Here is a 22,296-nt window from a genome sequence, read left to right on the forward strand (position 1 = left end):
GTTTAACCGATTTAGCTAGCAAGAAAACTGTGAAATGAGTACGGATTATTGCATAAACTAGGTGGATGTAACAAAAGGTTTCATATCTAAGCCTTTGTAACCCACACAATGATAAACGCTTTCAATTCTTAACTCTCATACCATTAAACACTGACAGAGTGTCTGAAATAGTTTGTTACTATGTATTCATCGTTAGCAGACAAGGCGATAGGGCCACAAGGCCAATATAAATAAATAACTTGTTTGTCCAAATTTCTTTCAAGGAGCTAATAATGAAAACTCTACAAAAAACAATACTTGCACTAGCAACTGGTTCTTTACTTTCTGTAGGGGCACAAGCTGCTGTTAACTATGGCAACGGCTACACAGGTCAGCCATATGTTGCTGCTAAAGTTGGTCAGTTCGATCTGGATGTTGATGGTGCTGATGACCCAACTGCATATGGTGTAACTGCTGGTTATAACTTTGATCCTAATTTCGGTATCGAAGCAGAATATGTAGGTTCAGATGATGCTGACTATAGAGGCGGCGACATCGATGCTAAGACATACGGCGCTTATGGTACTTACCGTTATGCATTCCCAAACAGCGGCTTATACGCAAAAGGTAAGCTAGGTGTTGCAAAAACTGAAGTAGAAGCTAACAACACTAACTTTGCTGGCGCTTCTGACTTCTCAGACGACGACACTAACATCGCTGGTGGTGTAGGTCTTGGTTACGCAGTAAACTCTGATTTCAGTGTTGAAGCTGAATACGACATGCTAGGTAGCGATGCAGACCTTATGACTGTTGGTGCACAGCTAAAATTCTAATTATTTAGAAAACAAGCTTTTAGCTAAACAGCTATAATAAAGAAACGATCACTTTAAGTGGTCGTTTTTTTTGCTTAAAATTTATGATGAGGCCTTTAAGTTAGTAATTTATAAGTACCTAACTAGTAATATATCATTACTGTTAAAGCGTTGTTATCCTTAAAAATGTGCTACATTAAAAACTGGAATGATAAAGACAGGAATGGTGGCAAGGATGGAGATACTTTGGATGATTGAACCTTGGCATTGGTTAGTATTAGGCTTCTTGTTACTAATCGTTGAGATGTTTGTACCGACGTTTGCCAGTCTGTGGTTTGGTGCCGCTGCCATCATCGTTGCAGCGCTATCATGGCTGCTACCTATTTCTGTCTCTGTTCAGATTATCGTCTGGTTAGTGCTCTCTGCTGTGTTTTTGCTAGCTTGGTTCAAGTTTATCAAACCGTTGTCCGTAGATCGTACCAAAGCTGGGCTGGGCGGTAGTGTCATAGTTGGTGAAGTGGGGATGATTATCGTGTCACCGCAGCTAGATAAAGCTGGCACAGTTAGATTTAGTGTTCCTATCGTTGGTGCGGCTGAATGGATGTGCCGTACGAGAGGGGAGCAAGTGGCAATCGGCGATAGGGTAGTAGTGACTGATATCGTTGGTAACGAGCTGATTGTGAGCAGTACAAAAGCGCAGGCAGCGATGCATAAAAGTATGCAGGTATAATAATAAGGGATGAGTTATGGAAAGCTTTAGTATTGTCATGGTGGTATTGATTGCACTGGTGGTATTCACTGTGTTTAAAGGCGTACGTATTGTACCGCAAGGTTATAAGTGGGTAGTGCAGCGGCTGGGTAAGTATAGCCAAACGCTAGAGCCTGGGCTTAACCTCATCATCCCTTATGTAGATGATGTGGCTTATAAGGTAACAACCAAAGACATCGTACTCGATATTCCGTCACAAGAAGTCATTACTCGTGACAACGTCGTTATCATTGCAAACGCTGTCGCTTATATTAATATCGTGCGTCCTGACAAGGCGGTCTATGGTATTGAAGATTATGAGTACGGTATCCGTAATCTAGTACAGACGTCATTGCGTTCGATCATTGGTGAGATGGATCTTGATAGTGCATTGTCCAGTCGTGACGAGATCAAAACCAAGCTAAAACATGCAATTTCAGAAGATATTGCGGATTGGGGTATTACCCTTAAGACAGTAGAGATTCAAGATATTAATCCTTCGCAGACCATGCAAGCATCCATGGAAGAGCAGGCAGCGGCAGAACGTTTGCGCCGTGCGACCGTGACCCGTGCTGATGGTCAAAAGCAAGCTGCTATCTTAGAAGCGGATGGTCGCTTGGAAGCTTCACGCCGTGATGCTGAAGCGCAGGTGGTACTAGCCAGAGGTTCTGAAGAGTCGATTCGTTTGATTACTAGTGCGATGGGCGAGGAAGAGATGCCGATCGTATACTTGCTGGGTGAACAGTATATCAAAGCGATACGAGAGTTGGCTGAATCTGATAACTCCAAAATGGTGGTATTACCAGCAGATATCTTAAGCACTGTAAAAGGTATGGTCGGTGATAAATTAAAAGTATAAAAAGCTACAGCACTATTAAAAAAAGACCTCGCTTGAGGTCTTTTTTATGTCTAATAATTGGACGAATGGCTCGCTAACTTAAATAACTTTTGAAAAGCGGTTTTGGTGTTTCTTTTCCAAGTATTCATCAAATACCATAGCGACGTTACGGCCAAGTAAGCGACCTCTGGGTAAGACGCGAATACCTGCTGCATCCATATCAATCAATCTATCGTCTTGCATAGCGCCCAACTGCTGAATCTCATTAATAAAATAGGTGATGGCATCGATACCAAATTTTTGATTCACATCTTTAAAATCGAGATAATCGTGGCAGAGCAAGTTCATGATGACGTACTCACGCAAGCGATCTTTGATAGAGGTTTTAATATACTTTACCGCAGGCATGACAGTTGGATTGATTTTCGCCATATCAATCTTGGCTTGATAGCTCTGTAGATCAGTATCGTTTTGCAAAATATAGCGCGTATTAGCATTAGAAATCTGACTGATTGATGAGACACCAAAACCTAATAAGTCACAATCACCCATGATGGTGTAACCCTGAAAATTACGATGCAACTTACCTTCACGCTGGGCGACAGCCAGTTCGTCATCAGGTTTGGCAAAATGATCGATACCGATATATTGATAGCCAGCTTCGGTTAATGTATTGACAGTACTGCCGAGCATCGTCAGTTTGGCAGCTGGGCTGGGCAAGTCTTCGTCTTTTATCTGACGCTGGGCTTTAAATCGCTCAGGCAAATGCGCATAGTTAAAGACCGATAGGCGATCTGGCGACATCTCGATGATACGATTTACGGTTTTGTCCAACGTATCAGGCGTTTGATGCGGCAAACCATAAATCAAATCAATATTGATAGAGCGAAAACCAAGCTCACGTGCTTCTGTTAGCACGCTTTCGATAAGCTCTGCGGAATGCACACGATTAACAGCGATTTGTACCGTTTCATCCAAGTCCTGTACGCCTAAGCTAATACGGTTGAAACCGAGATTACGCAGTATCTTTAGAGTGTTTTCACTCAGCTCACGAGGGTCAATTTCGATAGAGTAGTCACCTTCGTCTTCTGGCAAAAACTCAAACTGAGTCTGTAAAAACTCCCATAATTGCACCATTTCTTCGTCACGCAAAAACGTTGGCGTACCACCGCCCAAATGTAGCTGTTTGACCAATGGTTTATCGCTGCCTTCTGGCGTAGATAACAGGCGGCGCTTATGCGTAATTTCAGTGATTAAATACTGCAAGTAATCACCAGAGTCACTATTTTTTTTGGTAATAATCTTATTACAAGCACAGTAGTAGCAAAGGTGGCGACAGAACGGAATATGAAAATATAGTGATAAAGGAGCGCGCGCTTCACGATTCTGCAGGATTTTCGTCTCAAGGCCAATAGCTTCAAAGCTGTTTGTTTCAAAGCTATCTGGTATTGGCGTGAACTCTAGAGCTGTCGGATAAGAGGTATAACGTGGCCCTGAGCGATTGTACTTATTGATAATTGCCTCATCAAATGCTGGTAGCTGCTTGCTAGTAATGCTGCCGCGTGTACTGGCATAAGGGTTGTCAGGTTGCATAACAGGGCGCACAGTCGTGGGCGGCTCGTCCGCACGGTTGTAGGGCTGTTGAGTGTTCTGTTCTGAATAGTCTGTCATGCGTTATTCCTCGTTTTTACTCTAGATACTGCTGATTTTTATATCATCAAGGTTTTCGGATTTGGTATTTATTTTTCAATTTTATGACTGATTGATAATAAATTTTGAATACGTCATCGGCAGCAGTATGTATCGCTAAATGTATAGTAGATAGTATAACAAATCCTTGTTAGCAGTGGGGTGGTCGGAGAGTATTCTTAAATATTAGAATAGAGCTATCATTTACACATAAAAAACCTCAGAACGACGCTGAGGTTTTGGTGATTCTCTCTACACCAGCAATAAAACACGACGTTTGCGCGTTGATAAATAATACTTTATTATCAATGACACTCTGTATTAGGAAGATGCTGATGTCGTTTGCCCAAGTCTATACTCGTTCGGTGGTTGGTCTGCATGCTCCCAAGGTCATCATTGAGGTGCATCTATCGCAAGGACTGCCTGCATTGACCATCGTTGGGCTACCTGAGGCCGCCGTGCGTGAGAGTAAAGACAGGGTACGCTCTGCCATTCTTAATTCAGGTTTCCAGTTTCCTAACCGCCGCCTCACAATCAATTTAGCTCCTGCTGATTTACCTAAAGATGGGGCGCGTTTAGACTTACCAATTGCTATCGGTATACTAGCGGCAAGCGGACAGCTTGAGCCAGAGGTGCTATCAGGATATGAGTTTATTGGCGAATTAGCGCTCAATGGTCAATTGCGACAAGTAACTGGTAGTTTGGCAGTCGCACGAGCAATCAAAGCTGAGAAGTTGGCATTAGCATTGTCGAAGTTAGTAGCAGCGAGTGACCAAGAGCAAAATAACTCGGATACCTCGCCGCCGATAACACTGCAACTGATCGTACCGATTGATAATGGTCGTGAGGCCAGCCGCGTTGATGGCGTAACGATACTAGCTGCATCAAGCCTAAAAGCAGTTTGTGACCATCTACAGTCGCTCGTTGACCCAAGTGCAAGCTATGAGAGTTTAGCAGTGGTACAGCCTAGTCCTGCACAGCAGCATGTTGGCTATCAAGTGGATTTAGCTGATGTCAAAGGACAACACCATGCTCGGCGCGCGTTAGAGATTGCCGCTGCGGGCGGTCATTCATTGTTATTTACAGGGCCACCAGGTTCTGGCAAGACGCTCATGGCATCACGATTGCCAACGATATTGCCAGACTTGAGTGATGAGGATGCGCTAGAAGTGGCTAGTACGTATTCGGTGGCAGACAGCGACTACGACTATGGGACGCGGCCGTTCAGACAAGTGCATCATACGATATCTGCTGTGGCGTTGGTCGGTGGTGGTTCACGGCCAAAACCGGGTGAAATTACACTAGCTAATAAAGGCGTGTTATTTCTAGATGAGTTACCTGAGTTTGATCGAAGCGTACTGGAAGTATTGCGTCAGCCGCTAGAAGCCAAACAAATCACTATTAGTCGCGCTAACTCTCAAATGACTTTTCCGGCGAATTTCCAACTGGTCGCTGCGATGAACCCTTGCCCATGTGGCTATGACGGCGATACATCAGGACGTTGTCGCTGTCGACCTGAGCAGATTAAACGTTATCAAGACAAATTATCTGGGCCTCTCTTAGATCGCATTGACTTACATATTACCGTGCCTGCGTTACCGATTGCCGATCTGCAGAATAGTCAGGTAGGTGAAACCTCCAAGCAAGTACGGTCTCGCGTAGTAATAGCGCATCAGCATCAAATGCAGCGCCAGCAAAAGGTTAATAATGAGCTTAGCCCTAGCGAAATCGATGAGTATATCCAGCTAGGCGACAATGAAAAGCAGTTATTACAACTTGCTCAGCAGCGTCTAAATCTATCAGCGCGTGGCTACCACCGAGTATTACGAGTAGCACGTACAATCGCGGATTTGGCTAACAGTACCGATATCAACAGCGCCCACGTATCTGAGGCGCTGAGCTATCGCAGCAAAGCATAATCTGTGTTTGGGCAAGTTACATTGTGATGATTTGATAAATTCTTTATAGACTAGACCTTATATTTCATAATCCAAGCAACTAAGTCAGCAAAGTGGTCAAATGCTTCGGTCGGATTTAATTCGCGAATGTCTTGGCCGTAGTTATAACCATAAGATAGGCCGAGCGTGTCCATATTGGCGTTCTGTCCAGCCAACATATCGTTTCTAGAGTCTCCAATCATCACTGCCTGATCAACACTGACATTGAGAGTCTCACAGACGTGTAGTAGGGGCGCGGGGTCTGGTTTTTTGACAGCTAAACTGTCACCGCCCATCACTTCACTAAATAAGTCTTGCCAGCCAAACGACTGCAATATCTTCGGTACAAATCGAATGGGCTTGTTGGTGACTAAAGCAAGCGTATAGCCAGCTGCGTGCAGTTGTTTTAGTCCGTCATCGACATCTGGATAGGCAACGGTTTTGCTACCACTAAGGTTTTTATAAGCCTCAAAAAATATTTGCTCTGCGTGATCGGCTTCCTCGACCGTTAGCTCGCCATCTGCTACTTCCACTTTACCAACCAAAGCGCGCTCTACGAGCAGGCGTGAGCCATTTCCTATCCAGTTACGTATCGTCTCGATAGGGTAGGTGTCTTTGCCTAATGTGGTTAGCATGGTGTTGGTGGCGTCGGCCAAATCGGGTACGCTATCAATGAGCGTTCCATCAAAATCAAAAATTAAAAGCTGCTTATTCATTGTTCCTCACTATTAAAAATCGTTATATTTATTATATTGAGCATACCTTAGCACAGTAGTATTTCGAGACCAGTCACTTTAGTTACCTGTTGTGCTGAATGTCTTGAGTATTAGCAACTATTCGACATCTTTATAGCGTTCACGATGCTCTTTTTTCATTCTTAAATAATCTTCGTTCTCACGGCATTCATCCCATTTCACTTTAAAGATTCGTGCGGACTCCGCCTTGACTGGGTCTTCCTCTTGTCGTGGCAACTCTTCGCGGCCATGGGCGCCGCTTTGACCTTTTTTATCATCAGGTACTGCGCCTTTATATTTTTTACCACCTTTATGATTGGCATAGCGACGAGCACGGGTATAGCCCATTTGGATAAACTTGCGCGCCATATCTGCGCCGACGAAGTCATCATCAGCCAAGTAATCTAAAAACATCTGATAGATAGCTTCACTACTTTCGCGGGCGATGTCGGGAGTCGCAAAACGCCAATGGGGTAAAATCTCAGACTTATAAGGCTCTACCAGTAATACGCCTTGCTCACCGCGACCGACACGGTACAACTCAGGCTGAGCGCGCAAATCCAAACTCTTATAATCCAAGTCGTAATCAAACTCTCTCATATCTATGACCTATTATTTTTATCTATTCGTATATGGTTATTGAGTATACTTAGCCAAGCTGTTTAGAAAAAAGCACAAAAATGTTATGCAACCGTGACAGTAGGTATTTAGCATCAAAAGCGTTAAGTAGAAATGGTTATGGTAAAGTCAGCTGTGAGACGTATGAAAGCTATGAGTGTGATGGATGCAATGCTACGAGAGATGTTATGTTGAGAGATAAGATAAGTGTAAATGAGCTGAGCCGTTTGCGATTGACCAAAAATATACTGGTGGCATGGCTATTGCTAACGACAAGCGTACTGGCCAATACGACTGCCCACAGCGCGTGGTTTGAACGTTTGATTCCGCAAGGTGAAACGTATACGGTACGCGAGATAGATCGCGATTTGGCATTTGTGATAGATGGCTTTATCTATGATGCACGCACATCTTGTTTTTTGGCAGTGGGTGATCGAGTGATATTCTTTGAAGGGCGTCACGGTATTGATTACCGCGCAACTATATACGACTTGGATTCACGTGAGCGCTGCAATTTACTACTGCGTGGTCGGTTGTACGAATAGTGGTCGGCTCTACGAATAAGAGCAACACATGAATAGAATGAAAGCTAAAGAGTACGATAAAATCTAAACATAAAAAAAGCCCTGAACATTGCTGTTCAGGGCTTTTTAGAATTCTATTAACGAATGGTGGCTCGAGGCAGGATCGAACTGCCGACACACGGATTTTCAATCCGTTGCTCTACCTACTGAGCTATCGAGCCGTCTTCGTTGAGGTCGCTATTAAACTAAATATACGCGCTTCTGTCAAGCTGTTTTTGCATTATATCTGATAAAAGACGATAAATAATTAGATATTGGCAAAATTAACCGTTTTAGCGCTCAGTTTAGTCTTTTACACGTAATAGTTCGTACTCGCTCATGATACGGTGAATATCGGCGTCAGCAGGGACAAATTCACGTACGCCTTTTCTAACTTCGCAATCATAGACCAGTTTAATAAACTTGGCATCGATAGCACGTTTACGATTCTCTGGATGCACAGTGAGGTACTGCAGGCGCTTAGCATTGGTCTGCCCGTCATCAAAGCAGGCGACAGCGGCGATAGGCTTATCATTGAACATCCCGACATAGAGGTACTGTCCACGTTTAAACCCTTGCTTAATGATATTTAATACCTCGAGACCGTCAGGCTGTGCATCATCACTATCGTACAACGCTTGCAAGCGCTCTGCTAGCTCGTTGTCGCGAGCAGGTTTTTTGATAAGTGGCGCATCCAAACTATTAATGGCGATCGCTTCTAAAGGCATAGCAGTTCCTATAAATAGAGGGTTTCTATAGTATAAATAAGCAGTATGAGACAGCACGATGTCATAGCGTGTAGTGCCGTAAGTAAGGGTCTTCAAAGTCAGCGCGAGTCATGATTGATAATACTGAACACACTATTTTAGCAGAATGACGTGATTTTGTGCGTGGTTTACCGCTTGGTCGTGGCAGTAAATGTTAGGGTTTGCTATGATGAGGCTATATAATATTTAGTATATATAAACCCTAATATATTGATATCTTTTGTATATATCATTTTCTGCTAAGGTCTGACCCAGACACTAGTAAAATATTTTGGGCAGGTTTTTGCCTTATTTATTGACCGCTTTTCACTGATAAAAACTGATAGAGAGTAGCCATGACAGCCAATGCAACGACGACTGCTGCCACACCTGAGCAAACTGAGTCAAAAAACATAAATCTATATGGTCGCCCTGAACGTATCGCGACCGTTGAGCGTATCACTGCCGAAACGCAAATCACTTGTACCGTTAATCTGGATGGTACGGGTAAAGGTACGGTAGACACTGGTGTGCCATTTTTGGATCATATGATTGATCAAATCAAGCGTCACGGTTTGTTTGACTTAGACATCAAATGTACCGGTGATACGTTTATTGATGACCATCATAGCGTCGAAGACACGGGCATTACCCTTGGCCAAGCATTTAACAAAGCATTGGGTGACAAAAAAGGCATTCGTCGTTATGGGCACTTTTATGCGCCGCTAGATGAGTCATTGACCCGTGCTGTCGTCGATCTGTCAGGACGTCCTGGTCTACACATGGATATCCCATTTACACGCTCGCACGTCGGCCGTTTCGATGTTGATTTGTTCAGTGAGTTCTTTTACGGGTTCGTCAATCACTCATGGATGACTGTGCATTTGGACAATCTAAAAGGCAAAAACAGCCATCATCAGATCGAATCAACCTTTAAAGCCTTTGCTCGTGCGTTACGTATGGCCTGTGAGTACGATGAGCGTGCATTGAACACCTTGCCATCGACTAAAGAAGCTTTCTAAGGCGCATTTAAGGCTATTCTACAAGATTACTCAAAAGGGCCAGTCAAGCTTGGCGTACTATTTGTACAGCCTGCGCTTGACTTCCTTGTAGCAAAACCTTATCTACACCTTAGTAATAGCCAATAATATAAATAGTACAGTAGTCAAAATATTTAAAAATGAGAACCAATCGATGACTAAAGTAGCACTACTAGATTATGGTATGGGTAATTTGCATTCCGCCAGTAAAGCGTTGTCAGTGGTCGGGGCAGAAGTCTCTATCACCAATGACCCCAAAGTCGTTGCTGCGGCAGACAAGATCGTTTTCCCTGGTGTGGGTGCGATGCGTGACTGTATCGCTGGTATGCACGAGGCGGGCATTGATGAAGTGATACGCCATGCAGTGTTTAACAAGCCCGTTATGGCCATCTGTGTGGGCATGCAGGCGTTGTTTGAGCAGTCAGCTGAAAATGGTGGCACGGACTGTTTGGGCATCTTAAACGGCACTGTAGAAGCGTTTGACCCTACGTGGAAAGATAAGCAGGGCGCGACGATAAAAGTACCGCATATGGGCTGGAATACCATTAGCGGTATGGATTTTGACCATCCGCTTTGGCACGGTATCGAAGACAATGCGCACTTTTACTTTGTGCATAGCTATTACTGTGAACCTGCCGATAGCTCACAAGTGGCGGCGGTATGTGACTATGGTCAACCGTTCTGTGCCAGTGTGATCCAAGACAATCTATTTGCCACCCAGTTCCATCCAGAAAAGAGCCATACTGCTGGCTTGCAACTGCTCAAGAACTTTGTAGAGTGGAATGTGTAAGTAGTTGATAAACGTGAAGTGAATATTTAATTTAGTAGAAGGTAGATTATCAATTGTATAATCTGCCTTTTTTATGCTCAGCCATCACTTTGTAGCTGCTATTCTTTAGCTATTATAGTTTAGCCATCATGGTTTAGTGATACGCTCAGTTATTTTCTACTCGCTTATACTTGGAATATCTCAGTGGATTTTACTGCCTTTAAAATGAATGTTGTGGAAACAACTGGCCTTGCCAAAGATGCCTTACATATCTATGTCGGTGTTGGTGTTTATCTGCTGTGTCTGGTTGCGCTGCGTCCTATTATCAAAAGCCAAGGTATTCGGTCATTTATTGCTCTGATCGTCGTGACTTGCATTGCGCTGTTGGGTGAGTATTTGGACAATCGAGATACGATTGAATCACTTGGCTTGGTAGGCTTGAGCCGTGATCAAATACTCGCAAGTATCCGTGATTTGATTAATACCTGTATGCTGCCGTACGTGCTCTTTGCGCTGAATAAGTGGACGACTATATTTCGACCAACCAATAAATCGACTTCATTGACCAAACGCCATAAAAAAACGGACTATTAGTAAGTCCGTTTTTTGTTGTACCTCAAAAAATATTTAGTTTGTTGCTTGAGGAGAGGAACAAAGCTAATACCACAGCAATTATCGGCAACACCAAAAATTTACTCCATCCAAACGGCAAAGCATAAGCCAGCTTCGGGTAAAAAGGGCAGACATAGACAGCTATTCTGTCTTCTGAAGTTATCGAATTCGCTACTGCCTTTCTAACTCCTTTTTCACCAAAACTACGCACCCCTCCAAAAGCATTCAGTAATGTGCTGGTATAGATGACACCTTCGAACTCATATTGATACTTAATAAAAAGCTCATGCACATCATCCAGATAAGAGAATTTGGCAGAAGTAATCACTACTCTTTTGCTTAAAACCTTTGAATCTACTTTTGGAAAACATAAAAATATAAAGTCAGTTATGATCGCTATTAAGATCCACACCAAAAAAATAGCTGAAAATATAAATATGCCATAGAGTAAAAATATTGGGTACATAGCCATCAGACTCTAGGTTTATATGTTAGCTATATTTATTAGCTATTAGCTTCATCATACATTTCACGCACCACTTCACCAATGGCTTTGATACCATCAGTGAGCGTCTGCTCGTCAGCCGCGATACTCATACGAATACACTCATGCGCATGCTGATAATCGCTAACATCGACACCAGGAAAGAAGTACTCACTTGGCACAATAAGCGTGCCTTTTTCTTTTAGACGCTCGTATAGATACAGCGTACTAATCGGCAAGTCTTTAAACCACAACCATAAGAAAATCGCGCCTTCAGGCTTATGAATGACCAGAGGATAATCGCCCAAGGCTTCTTTTAATAGCTTCACAGCAAGGGTCGCCTGCTTTTGATAAAACGGCTTGATGTCGTTATCAGATAATTGCTTGATACGGTCGTTTTCTACCAATGGCGTGGCAATCGCTGCACCAAAGCGTGTCGGCGCTAGATTGACCACGGCATTCATCGCGCTAACCGCTTCGATTACTTTGGCGTCGGCCACAATAATACCCGTACGCATACCAGGCAGACCAATCTTCGACAGGCTAAAGCATAGAATCGTATTGTTATCCCAGTTCAGGTGCGCGTCAGAGTAGATGATATTCGGGAAGGGCATACCATAGGCATTATCAATGATGAGAGGTATGTCATAGCGCTTGGCAATCTCAGCCAAATGCGCCATTTCGTCATCGGTGAGCACGTTGCCAGTCGGGTTGGTCGGGCGTGAGCAGCAAATCGCGCCGATACGACCTTCCCTTAACGCTGGCAAGTTCTCTAACGCGTCAAAATCCACACGATATTTAAAGAAGCCTTCCTCACCATCATGCGTCACTTCATCGATATGTGGTAATACGGCGGTGAAATGCTGACCTTCCACATGCACATCGCTATAGCCAATATACTCAGGGGTCAATGGCAGAAGAATGGACTTGTCGACAGACTCATTCTTCTCATCTGTGAACGCACCGCCAAATAAGTTAAATAGATAGAAAAATGCATTCTGTGAGCCATTGGTCAGGGCGATATTTTCTGAAGTGAGATTCCAATCATAATGACGGTTAAAGAAGCCAACCAACGCATCGATAAAGCCAGCATCCCCTTGCGGATTAGAGTAGTTCGCCATACTGATAATCGCGCTACTATTGGGTACGCCTGTATCATTATCAACACCTAGCGTCTTATATGTCTCCAAGAATAATTCATTAACGGCATCAATTTTGGCAGGATTACCACCGCCCAGCATGTTGACTGGCTGATCGCTTTTTAGCGCATCGCCTAGATCGTCCATCAATTGTGAGATGCCAGTGGGCTGAGTAAATTTTTGACCGAACTTTGAGAATTTCATAAGGCTACCATGCTATTTGGGAAGGTGTTAATGAGGTATAGGCACGCATACCCCTAATGATAATATGGGCGTTAGTATAGCAAATAGTCAGTTTTAAACGAGTTGGAATCGTAAAATAAACTATTGCTAAATCATCGCCCGTACCCTAGCCATAATCCCGCGTCCAATCACCAATCTCACATAAATAATGGCAATGGCAAACAGCAACACGACTAATGCCACACCGCCAATAGCCAGACTCGTCCATGGCACACTAAACTGTAGATTAAACCACTGCGTGATGGCAGCCCATGCGCCAACGCTGGCGATGACCACGGCAAAGGTCGCCGCGCTAATACCAAGCACGCCCAGCTCTAGGATATTGAGCATATACAGGTCGCGCTTTTGCATACCGAGCAATCTAAACGATGCGCTGTCTTTCATACGGTCTTGTGAGGTAGATAGTAGCGAGCTGATCAGCACCATGACGCCAGTGAGTAGAGCAAGCAAGGTGAACACATAGACCAAGCGGCTCATTTGTACCACCAGCTCTTGGATTTGCTTCGCGATAGCCGTGCCATCGATCGTGGTGACCGCAGGGAACTCGCGTACCAGTTTGCCTTGTAGCTCTGGAATGGCATCTTCTGACACGTGCGCAGTAGCAAATTGAATCTGCGGGGCAGCGGACAGCACCGACGGCTCAAACAAGAAGTAAAAATACGGACTTGGGCCACGCTCATAGCGAGTGCGAATACTGGTAATCTGCCCGACGATTTCGATACCTTGAATGTTAAAGCGTACCTGATCGCCCATACCGACATTGAGCATACTGGCGGCAGTGTCCAAGATAGATAAGGGTTTGACTTGCTGATCGGCATCATCGATAGGCGTATACAGCGCGTCATCTGTGAGCGAGTCAACGATATACTCGGTATCCATCACCGTATTTGCGTAGCTTAAGTTAAACACCCGCGTAGGGTCATCAAACCCATCTTCAGGCTCGATATCTTTTGCCGGTACATCATTGGCCGTCTCTACACGCGCGCGAATGACTGGATAATAATTGACAGGCGCCTCAATGATCGCATCAATATCGTCATGTTGATCGCTCTGCACATCGAGCAAAAACAGATTGGGTGCGTCTTCAGGATAGGCATTGATAAACTGCGCATTGATACTGTGATTGAGTGTGGTGATAAGCGTCAGCACTGCTACCGATAACGATAAGGTGACAAAGAACAAAGCCGATTGATTGCCTTTACGCGCCAGATTATGAATGGCGATACGCTGCATCCAACTGACCTTGGTATTACTTGCCAATTTGTTGAGCAGCCAGAGCCACCCACGCGCCAATAACCAAAATATCGCCACAAAGCCAATCAAGCCGCCCAATAGCTGTGCGCCTAATGACAGTGAGCCAACTTCATAAGCAAAGAAGGCATACAGCCCTGCCAGCACCAAGCCATACCAAAGTAGCGGCACGCGTCGATACCAAGACAAGTTTTGTGTTTGCGTGCTTGCTCCTTGATTGAGTAGGGTAGCGGGTTTGGTCGTGTTAAGTGCGCTTAGACCACGCTGTGCAATCAGTAACGTCAGCGCTAAAGCAATCACAATGGTTTTAATCGCACTGATTGGATTGATGGCTAGACCAACATCGGCAGGTAAGATAGCCACCAGATACGGTTGGCCTATTTTGAGCAAGCCCAGACTAAGGGCAACTGCTGCGATACAAGCAATGACAGTCGTGACAATAAGCAGCTGATAATAGCTACGTTTGAGTGAGCCAAGCGGTTCGCCGAGCGCCAATCGAATAGCGTTATTGGACTGCTGCTTACTGACGAACGCACTAATGACGCCGTACATGGCGACCGCAGATAGTAGTAACACCGCGATGACTAGCAGTTTTAAAAACATCAGCACATTGTCAGAGATACGCGAGACCGAAGTATCTGCGGACTCTGCGTCAGAGAGCTCGATATCAGGATAATTAGTCAGGATATCTGTAAGCTGTTCACGCTGCGTGGTTATCAGCTCTGGATCGCCTGACATCTCAATACGATAGTTTATTCGGCTGCGTTGTCCCAATAGGTTGGTTGACGGAAGTGCATCTTGTTTCATTAACACACGCCCACCAAAACCAAAGGTGGTCAGCGGACGGTCAGGCTCTTTGGTCAGTACATCACTGATCGTGAACTGAGCATCGCCAATGGTGAGACGGTCGCCGACATCGGCCTGTAGACTACTGAGCACTTCTGGCGCGACGATCACACTGTCAGATGTTAGCTGATCCCACAGCGGCTGTCCTGAAGCAAGCTCCGCTGTGCCGTATAAGGGATACGACGGAGAGACAGCTTTGACGCTGGCAAGCAAGGTTTGCTCATCATTGACTAGCATGGCGCTAAACTGATAGTCATACACCGTCTGTGTATTAGGGATAGTTTCTACTTGCGTTAGTACTTCGCTTGGCCAGTCTTGCTTACTGTTTAGGATTAGATCCCCACCAACGAGCGCGCGCTGATTGTCATTGATGTAGCTATCGACAGACTGCTGCACAGAGTCGAGGGTCAGGTAGGTTGCAAGTGATAGGGTCAAGGTCAGTAGAAACAACACAGGATATACCCAACGCTGCCACCAGCTACGGCTGAGTGCTTGCGAGCCTAGGGTTTGAAAACCTAGAGTACGGGTAAATAGTTGACTAAGGATGCCGCTAGGATAACTGGACTTTTGATGCATACTGTTATGAGTCTTTTTTGTATCAGTCGATTTGTTGTCTGTGGGCTTACTATTCATTAAGATACAATCCAGTTATTCATGTAGGTACAATGCGGCCGTCATGCATGGTGATGACGCGATCTGCCATCTCGGCAAGTGCAGGGTCATGAGTCACGACCACCAGTGCCGAGCCAACCTGTTGACGTAAATCCAATAGCAGCTGCATGACTTGATCGGCATTTTGCTCATCTAAGTTGCCCGTTGGCTCATCCGCAAACACAATTTTTGGGTTCGATACCAGTGCTCGCGCCACTGCTGTACGCTGCTGCTCACCACCTGACAACTGATTGGGTAAGCTGTTACGTCTATGACCTAAGTCGACCGCGTCAATCAGCTCGTCTACCCGTAATGGGTTTGGACGTCTGGCAATATCAAGTGGAAAAGCGATATTTTCAGCGACGGTCAGTGTGGGCAGTAGATGAAATGACTGAAAGACAAAGCCCATATCCTGTTGACGTATCACCGCCAGAGCATCCTCGTCCAGACTACTGAGCATTTGACCTGCCAGCGACACCGTACCACTATCGGGATAGTCTAATGCTGCGAGTAAACCTAACAAAGTAGATTTACCTGATCCTGATTTGCCCATGATGACCACAAACTCGCCAGCATTAACATAGATATCCACGTCTTTGATGATGGACAACTTTTGCTCACCGACTTGCACGGTTTTATTTAATTGTGAGGCGGTCAGTAGTGCTTGTGTCTTAGCGTCTGCTTGTGGCGTTGCTGTGGCAGTCGAAGGTGATAATGTCATTACATGGTCTCGTTAAATAGTCTCGTTTGTCGTATTTTTTGTCGTATTGTCTTGAGCAGTCGTAGCTGTGTTATCGGTATTAGCTGTTTTTAACTCTTTTAGCTCTTCTAGTTCATTTAATTTCGGCTCTAGAATAGGCAGGATGTTGTTATTAACGATAATCTCGTAGCCTTCTTTAGTCGGATGAATCGCATCTGCTTGGTTAAGCTCTCGGTCACCACCAACGCCCTCTAAGAAGAACGGAATGAGCGTTAGATTCATATCTTTCGCAATACGAGGATAAATATCTGAGAATGCCGCCACGTATTCACTGCCTAGATTGTCATAGATCGACATACCGCCCAAGATGACGACACTGCCATTGTCTTGCAGGTGCTTAACCGCAGTACGAATATTGGCTTCAATTGTCGCTACATCGATACCACGTATGGCGTCGTTAGCACCAATAGTCAATATGGTGATGTCAGGTTTGGTTTGCGACACCCAGTCCAGTCGATTGACCAACCCAGTACTGGTTTCACCGCTCAAGCCTGAGTTAATAACCTTGGCATTAGCGTAGCCCATCTCTTGCAGACGATCTTCTAACTGAGCAGGATAGTTGTCGTCTTTGTCCACTCCCAGACCTTCTGTCAGTGAGTCACCAAGCGCTAAAATAGTAAGTGATGAGGATTTGACCTGTTGATCAGTTGTTGCTGCGGTTTCAGTGGCTACTGGAGCAGTGCTGGTTTGACTGTTAGTCGCTTCAGTACTGGTACTCTGCGTGTCAGTAGCAGATGTCGTTTCAGCTTCTTTTTGACAGCCACTGATAGCCATTACAGCCGCGAGCATGGCGATAGCAGGCAAGCTCTGAGCAAAACGAGAGGGAAATTTCATCATGGGTGTTATGTCCTATATGCAATCAAACCAGCGTCTAGTCAAATCCTATCTAAACCAGATACAGTATCAGTCGGATGAATCATCAGGCGCGCTCAGTCTACTATTGGTAGTACTTTTACTCGCCTTACTTTTATCCGGATTATATTGAGTATCCAGCTTATATTAAGTATCTAAGTTATATTGAACTGACTATAGCAAAATAAGACAGCGACCTATATTGCCCTAAGGTTAATTTAAGACCGATTTATTGCGCGTTAGCAATCATAGCCTTGTAGACCACAAGAACTGATAGAAATGAAAGCTGATAGCAATCAAATATATTTGCCATCGACCATGACTGGACGACTAACAAGCCAAGCAATCACGACGTTGACAATCATCAGTATCAGCATAATAAAAAGCGGCATACTCCAGCTCCCAGTCATCTCGTGCAACCAACCTGTACCCAATGGTCCAAAAAACGCAATGACATAACCAACTGCTTGAGCCATACCAGACAGCTCACTTGCCTGATTGGTCGTATAAGTACGCATAGAGAACAGCATCATGCTCAAGGTAAAGATCGCCGAACAGCCCATGCCCATCATGCCTGACCATAGCCATGCCAAATCAGTAGATAGATAACTGACGCCCAATATGCCAACGACATTTAGCACAGCAGCAAATACCGCTAGCGCTTGAATAGGGCGGCCGCGATTGACTAGCCAAGTTAGGCTTAAGATAGAGACTGGCGCCATAAATTGAAATACAGAACCCATCTGTCCAGCACTGACGGCAGATAGTCCTTTACTAACCCAAATCGATGGTAAAAAACTGGCGACGGTATAAAACAATAATGACTGCAAACCCATAAAAATCGCAATCTGCCACGCAAAAGTGGTTCGCCACATAGAGATGTCAGAAGAACCTAAGGCCGCAGGGATGACCGCTTGATGGTTAGATGAACCCAAACGCACACGTAAGAACAGCCAGATAACAAATGCAAAAACACCTAAAATCGTCCAACCGCCTAATGCCCACTGCCAACCAACCTGCTCCGATAGCGGTAATACGACGCCTGCGACGATACCTGCTGCTGTGGTCATCGTCAGACTAAACAACCCTGTAATCAGCGGAATATGTTGTGGGGTACGCTGCTTAATAACAGGTGCTGCTAAAGTATTAGCGAAGCCGATAGCGAGGGTAAGCAACAAAGTACCAATTAAAAACCCACTCCACGTCGGGATAACGGTACGGATAATCATCCCTACCGTCAATAGCCCAATCATGGCAATCAGTGTGTTTTCTAGTCCGAACCGCTTGCCAATGGTTGGGGAAATCAGCGCACCAACGGCAAAGCTAAGCATAGGCACTGCCCCTAGCCAACCTATCTGAAACTCAGAGATATCAAGCGCGTCCTTTACCACTGGAGCGATAGAACCTAGCGCGACGATAGGTGCACGCATATTGGTGGCTAGCAGAATCATGGCACACAGCACCAACCAAAAGGTAAAGCGTGAGGAGGGCAGGCTAGATGAAGCAGATAGATTGGACGAGGTAGACATAGCAGCACAACGATGACAGCGAAAAAGAACACGTTATTAAACAGCGCCAAGAAATCGCCGCTTATAAAATAACACCAGAGAGCGTTTACCCAGACACGTACCTAAACGGTAAGCGATATCTTAAATGAGACCGAAAAATATATGTAGCGCGTAAGACATACAATTTGCTTAACTGACTTTGCTAAATTGGCAGGCAGGTTAGTCAAAATGTATGGGTGGTTACTTCGAGTTACGGCTATAGAACAGTGATAATAAGAGATGGCGATGATAAATAATCTTAAATAAGCAGTCTTATCGCACAATAAAAATAGCGCCAAGTCACTTTTGAATGACTTGACGCTATTATAAGAACATATGTCAGGTAAATGCTACCAGCGTATGGTAACCAATAGGCTATTAAACCGATTTACCCAATTGAGCAGCTCTTAATGCATTCTCTTGTTGTTCAGCGATTAGTGAATCGCACTTATTGGGATCATTACCACAAAACGAGCAATTTTCATCGCCCATCAATTTGGCAACACCGCCACAAGATCCTCTAAGCGGCTTTTTTTTGACCATATAACCGACACCCATAAAAATGAAGAATAGGACAAATACGGTGAAAGTAATGGCAAGCATAGGAAGCAGTTGGCTAAGCATAGAGGAAACCTCATTTTAAAAATGGACAGTTGCACTCAGGATTTATTAAGTATCTTTGGTCACAACCATGGTCATAGTATAGCAAATTTTTACATCATTCGTTGTGTGTTCTCGTACACATGGGTATGAATACTAGGGTTTTTTATCGGCGCGTAGTGCTTTCATCGCTGGTGTCTGTATCACCTGCCAGTCATCAATATTGTCGTCAGTAGCTTCGTTAGACATATCGTCAGAACCCTTTGCTTTTATATCATCAGCTAGTACCACGAACATGGCTGCTAGATTCTGTGTTTTAGCGAGGTCTAGTGCTTTGTGATAAGGCATCGCGGTAAGGGCAGTTGCCCACGCATCCGCCAACGCGACAGAATCAGCTGCGACAGTGACTGAAGGTGCGCCGCCTGCAATAGGGGTACCCGTTGTCGGGTCGATAGTATGGCTATAGCGTTTGCCATCGAATATAACAGAGTTGCGATAGTTACCAGAGGTAGCTAGATGCATTTGGCTAGCCGTATTCTTTGGTTGGCGAATAGCAGATATGGTTTGGCGTTCGCTGACAGTACTGCCTTCAATAGGGGCATCAATCGCAATTTGCCATGGCTGCTGCTGATTGTTGACACCAGAAGTGGCAATTTCACCGCCGATCTCAACCATATAGTTACGAATTTGGTAATCCTCTCTCAGCACATCAGCGATGACATCGACGCCATAACCTTTGGCAACAGCAGAAAAATCTAAACCAACGCCGTCTTTGGTCTTATAGATGGTGTCATCTTTCTTTATGATGCTCTCAAAATCGACCAATGCTTTTGCTTGCGCAATCTCAACGGCGGTCGGAGGGCTTTGTAGGCGCTCGACCGTCATGGTGCTCCCAAAGCCCCATGTATTTACGAGTGGCATAACGGTAGGGTCAAAAGCACCGCCAGACTGCTGATAGACAATTTGTGATACGTCTAGCACACGACTAAAATCAGCATCGATAGTGATAGGTTTGTCTTTGCCCAAACGATTGAATGTAGATATAGTCGAGTCGTTTTGATAAGTAGACATGCTATCGTTAATTTGTTTTAGGCGCTCGTCTACCGCAGCTTGTATGGCAGCTTCGTCCGCATCATCAGGCAACTGATAGCTAATATGATAGCTCGTCCCCATCGTCTCACCGATCAGATAGTTATAGTCTGGGGTTTGCTGGCAAGCACTGAGACCTAAAGTACTAGCAAGGCCAACGACGCCTACTAAGGTAAGGTGCAGAGGTTTTTTGGAAGATAAGCTGGATATAGTGTTTTTCATAATATTTTCGGTATGGCGTAGAAATGAGTAGGGTGTAAAACAAGCCACGCTTATTTTACACCCCTTGAACCCAAAAATACTAATGAAGGCACCATTCAGCGACAATTCGTTCGGTTGAGCGGATTATTTTACTTGTGACTCACGTATGAGCTTATAGAGTTTTGGCGGAGAGACGCGGTTGACTCGTGTGGCCAGTTTTTCTTTACGACCAGCGACGATGATATATTCCTCTCCCTTGGTGAGCGCTTTCAAAACTTGTCTAGCAAACTCAGTCGCAGTCAGACCGTTATTGGTTGCCTCATCCATCGTACCTTGTGCACTACCGTCGCCAGTCAACGCATTGATAGAGATATTAGTCTGGATAAACCCGGGGAATATCGTGGCTACTTCGATACCTTGATCATGTAGCTCAGCTCGCAAACTGTTTGCCCACATATGCAGCGCTGCCTTGGCTGCCCCATAAGCACCTCGATATTGTGTACCCAATAGACCTGCCACACTCGAGACCATTACCACTTTGCCGCCGCCTTGAGCGATCATATCAGGCAACGCAAGTCTAGTAAGACGCGTCTGAGCAAAATAATCTATTTCCATGATTTGACGCTCAACTTCTTCAGCCGTGTCCATGATGAGCGAACGCTGACTGATACCAGCATTATTGATGAGCCAGTCGATTTTCCCAGCCTGAGCTTTAGCAGTATCATAAGCTTCTTTGGTTTGATTGGCATCACTGATATCAAAAGGAACAATAATATGTTTGTTAGCGCGTTTGCAGCTGTTTTTGACCGCCTCTAACTTATCACTGTCACGTCCACTTAGAATAATCCTAGCGCCGCGCTTGGCGAAGGCAACGGCTAATGCTTGCCCAATACCACTAGAAGCACCGGTAATCCAAATAGTCAAATCTTTGTATTTCGTTTTCATAAGAGTCCTTTCTTAGTTAAATAAATTCTTACCTACCTTCCGATAATAGTAGTAATCGGTAAGAATGTCGTTCTAATTAGAACTATGAGCTAAAATCCCTCATTCAGTCAATCTAAATTCAACAAAAAAGGCACCTTAAAAGGCACCTTGATTTTTAAAGTTATCTTGTAGAAACTTCTATTGCAGATATGTATTTTCATTTAAATTTTTATTTGTATAGCGATAGCCTTTAGATTCTATACATGCTTTAAGTAAAGTGTTTTCTTTTTCAGGGCTAACATTTGCCATCCCAATATCGTAACGACATTTCTGTAAAGCGCTATTTACATCATGTTGTGCCACACCTGCTTTCTGCCATGTAGGTTGTGCCATTTGCGTTGAGCGATACATTGTGGGGTCGGTTGTACATCCAGTAATAGCAACTACAGAAATAGCAAGAATCTTGAACATACTACGTTTCATATTTTGACCTTAGTTTAAAAATGTTAGCTAAAAATTCTTTATCTTTTATCAAATGTTAACAAGAAAAACCAATAATTGTAAGTTTTTGGAAACAAAAAAAGAGCCTCAATTGAGACTCTTTTTTATTCTTAGATTTGTGCT

At 44.5% G+C, this 22,296-nt stretch carries 22 protein-coding genes and 1 tRNA gene; 8 read left to right on the forward strand and 15 right to left on the reverse strand.

The features are described 5' to 3' along the window. The first annotated feature begins 272 nt into the window (after positions 1-272). From JMX91_RS02765 to JMX91_RS02775, 3 genes are all read left to right on the forward strand, one after another. A complete protein-coding gene (locus JMX91_RS02765) occupies positions 273-812 on the forward strand; it encodes a porin family protein (protein WP_201547565.1) in 540 nt (179 codons plus the stop codon). A 229-nt stretch (positions 813-1,041) separates the two neighbouring features. After that, entirely contained in the window at positions 1,042-1,521 is a 480-nt protein-coding gene (locus JMX91_RS02770; protein ID WP_057762204.1) for an NfeD family protein, read from the forward strand. A gap of 16 nt (positions 1,522-1,537) precedes the next feature. Further along, positions 1,538-2,398 (forward strand): SPFH domain-containing protein, encoded by an 861-nt coding sequence (locus JMX91_RS02775; RefSeq protein ID WP_057762202.1) that lies wholly within the window; start codon positions 1,538-1,540, stop codon positions 2,396-2,398. Positions 2,399-2,476: 78 nt separating this feature from the next. Here the strand turns inward: JMX91_RS02775 and hemN are convergent, their stop codons facing one another. Beyond that, positions 2,477-3,970, reverse strand: a complete 1,494-nt coding sequence (gene hemN, locus JMX91_RS02780) for an oxygen-independent coproporphyrinogen III oxidase (RefSeq protein ID WP_413786765.1) — start codon at positions 3,968-3,970, stop codon at positions 2,477-2,479. A gap of 431 nt (positions 3,971-4,401) precedes the next feature. Here hemN and JMX91_RS02785 point away from each other — a divergent pair, with 431 nt between their 5' ends. Beyond that, positions 4,402-5,985, forward strand: coding sequence for a YifB family Mg chelatase-like AAA ATPase (locus tag JMX91_RS02785; RefSeq protein ID WP_201547567.1), 1,584 nt, complete (start codon positions 4,402-4,404; stop codon positions 5,983-5,985). A gap of 50 nt (positions 5,986-6,035) precedes the next feature. Here the strand turns inward: JMX91_RS02785 and JMX91_RS02790 are convergent, their stop codons facing one another. After that, positions 6,036-6,719 (reverse strand): phosphoglycolate phosphatase, encoded by a 684-nt coding sequence (locus tag JMX91_RS02790; RefSeq protein ID WP_201547568.1) that lies wholly within the window; start codon positions 6,717-6,719, stop codon positions 6,036-6,038. Between the two features lie 117 nt (positions 6,720-6,836). Further along, positions 6,837-7,337 (reverse strand): DUF4385 domain-containing protein, encoded by a 501-nt coding sequence (locus JMX91_RS02795; RefSeq protein ID WP_165597783.1) that lies wholly within the window; start codon positions 7,335-7,337, stop codon positions 6,837-6,839. A gap of 206 nt (positions 7,338-7,543) precedes the next feature. Between JMX91_RS02795 and JMX91_RS02800 the strand changes: the two genes are divergently transcribed. Further along, complete coding sequence (locus JMX91_RS02800) at positions 7,544-7,900, forward strand: hypothetical protein (protein ID WP_201547569.1); 357 nt, start codon at positions 7,544-7,546, stop codon at positions 7,898-7,900. Between the two features lie 124 nt (positions 7,901-8,024). Here JMX91_RS02800 and JMX91_RS02805 read toward each other — a convergent pair. Both JMX91_RS02805 and JMX91_RS02810 read right to left on the reverse strand, forming a co-directional pair. After that, positions 8,025-8,100 (reverse strand) — tRNA-Phe (locus tag JMX91_RS02805). A 123-nt stretch (positions 8,101-8,223) separates the two neighbouring features. Further along, positions 8,224-8,646: a hypothetical protein gene (locus JMX91_RS02810; protein ID WP_102094866.1), complete on the reverse strand. Its 423-nt coding sequence runs from the start codon at positions 8,644-8,646 to the stop codon at positions 8,224-8,226. A gap of 374 nt (positions 8,647-9,020) precedes the next feature. Between JMX91_RS02810 and hisB the strand changes: the two genes are divergently transcribed. The 3 genes from hisB to JMX91_RS02825 all read left to right on the forward strand — a co-directional run bounded on the left by hisB (position 9,021) and on the right by JMX91_RS02825 (position 11,067). After that, positions 9,021-9,686 (forward strand): imidazoleglycerol-phosphate dehydratase HisB, encoded by a 666-nt coding sequence (hisB, locus tag JMX91_RS02815; protein ID WP_227679240.1) that lies wholly within the window; start codon positions 9,021-9,023, stop codon positions 9,684-9,686. A gap of 172 nt (positions 9,687-9,858) precedes the next feature. Further along, positions 9,859-10,494, forward strand: coding sequence for an imidazole glycerol phosphate synthase subunit HisH (gene hisH, locus JMX91_RS02820; protein ID WP_057762687.1), 636 nt, complete (start codon positions 9,859-9,861; stop codon positions 10,492-10,494). 204 nt (positions 10,495-10,698) lie between these two features. Further along, the gene (locus JMX91_RS02825; RefSeq protein ID WP_227679242.1) at positions 10,699-11,067 is read left to right on the forward strand and encodes a hypothetical protein; all 369 of its coding nucleotides are present in this window, start codon (positions 10,699-10,701) and stop codon (positions 11,065-11,067) included. Between the two features lie 22 nt (positions 11,068-11,089). On the opposite strand, the gene JMX91_RS02830 is transcribed toward JMX91_RS02825, so the two are convergent. The 10 genes from JMX91_RS02830 to JMX91_RS02875 form a co-directional block, all read right to left on the reverse strand. Further along, positions 11,090-11,557 carry a hypothetical protein gene (locus tag JMX91_RS02830; protein WP_201547571.1) on the reverse strand — a complete coding sequence of 156 codons (468 nt, stop codon included), beginning with the start codon at positions 11,555-11,557 and terminating at the stop codon, positions 11,090-11,092. A 32-nt stretch (positions 11,558-11,589) separates the two neighbouring features. Then, positions 11,590-12,912: a valine--pyruvate transaminase gene (locus tag JMX91_RS02835; protein ID WP_201547572.1), complete on the reverse strand. Its 1,323-nt coding sequence runs from the start codon at positions 12,910-12,912 to the stop codon at positions 11,590-11,592. A gap of 126 nt (positions 12,913-13,038) precedes the next feature. Further along, a complete protein-coding gene (locus JMX91_RS02840) occupies positions 13,039-15,681 on the reverse strand; it encodes an ABC transporter permease (protein WP_201547573.1) in 2,643 nt (880 codons plus the stop codon). Positions 15,682-15,700: 19 nt separating this feature from the next. Then, entirely contained in the window at positions 15,701-16,420 is a 720-nt protein-coding gene (locus JMX91_RS02845; RefSeq protein WP_201547574.1) for an ABC transporter ATP-binding protein, read from the reverse strand. Positions 16,421-16,432: 12 nt separating this feature from the next. Continuing rightward, a complete protein-coding gene (locus JMX91_RS02850; RefSeq protein ID WP_201547575.1) occupies positions 16,433-17,296 on the reverse strand; it encodes an arylesterase in 864 nt (287 codons plus the stop codon). Between the two features lie 311 nt (positions 17,297-17,607). Further along, entirely contained in the window at positions 17,608-18,840 is a 1,233-nt protein-coding gene (locus tag JMX91_RS02855) for a CynX/NimT family MFS transporter (RefSeq protein ID WP_201547576.1), read from the reverse strand. Positions 18,841-19,236: 396 nt separating this feature from the next. After that, positions 19,237-19,482, reverse strand: a complete 246-nt coding sequence (nqrM, locus tag JMX91_RS02860) for a (Na+)-NQR maturation NqrM (protein ID WP_057762175.1) — start codon at positions 19,480-19,482, stop codon at positions 19,237-19,239. 132 nt (positions 19,483-19,614) lie between these two features. Further along, positions 19,615-20,769 (reverse strand): FAD:protein FMN transferase, encoded by a 1,155-nt coding sequence (locus JMX91_RS02865; RefSeq protein ID WP_201547577.1) that lies wholly within the window; start codon positions 20,767-20,769, stop codon positions 19,615-19,617. 123 nt (positions 20,770-20,892) lie between these two features. Further along, the gene (locus JMX91_RS02870; RefSeq protein WP_201547578.1) at positions 20,893-21,693 is read right to left on the reverse strand and encodes an SDR family oxidoreductase; all 801 of its coding nucleotides are present in this window, start codon (positions 21,691-21,693) and stop codon (positions 20,893-20,895) included. A 177-nt stretch (positions 21,694-21,870) separates the two neighbouring features. Continuing rightward, positions 21,871-22,155, reverse strand: coding sequence for a hypothetical protein (locus tag JMX91_RS02875; protein ID WP_201547579.1), 285 nt, complete (start codon positions 22,153-22,155; stop codon positions 21,871-21,873). Between the last annotated feature and the right edge of the window lie 141 nt (positions 22,156-22,296).

Source organism: Psychrobacter sp. Pi2-1 (genome assembly GCF_904846645.1).
Classification (GTDB): Bacteria; Pseudomonadota; Gammaproteobacteria; order Pseudomonadales; family Moraxellaceae; genus Psychrobacter.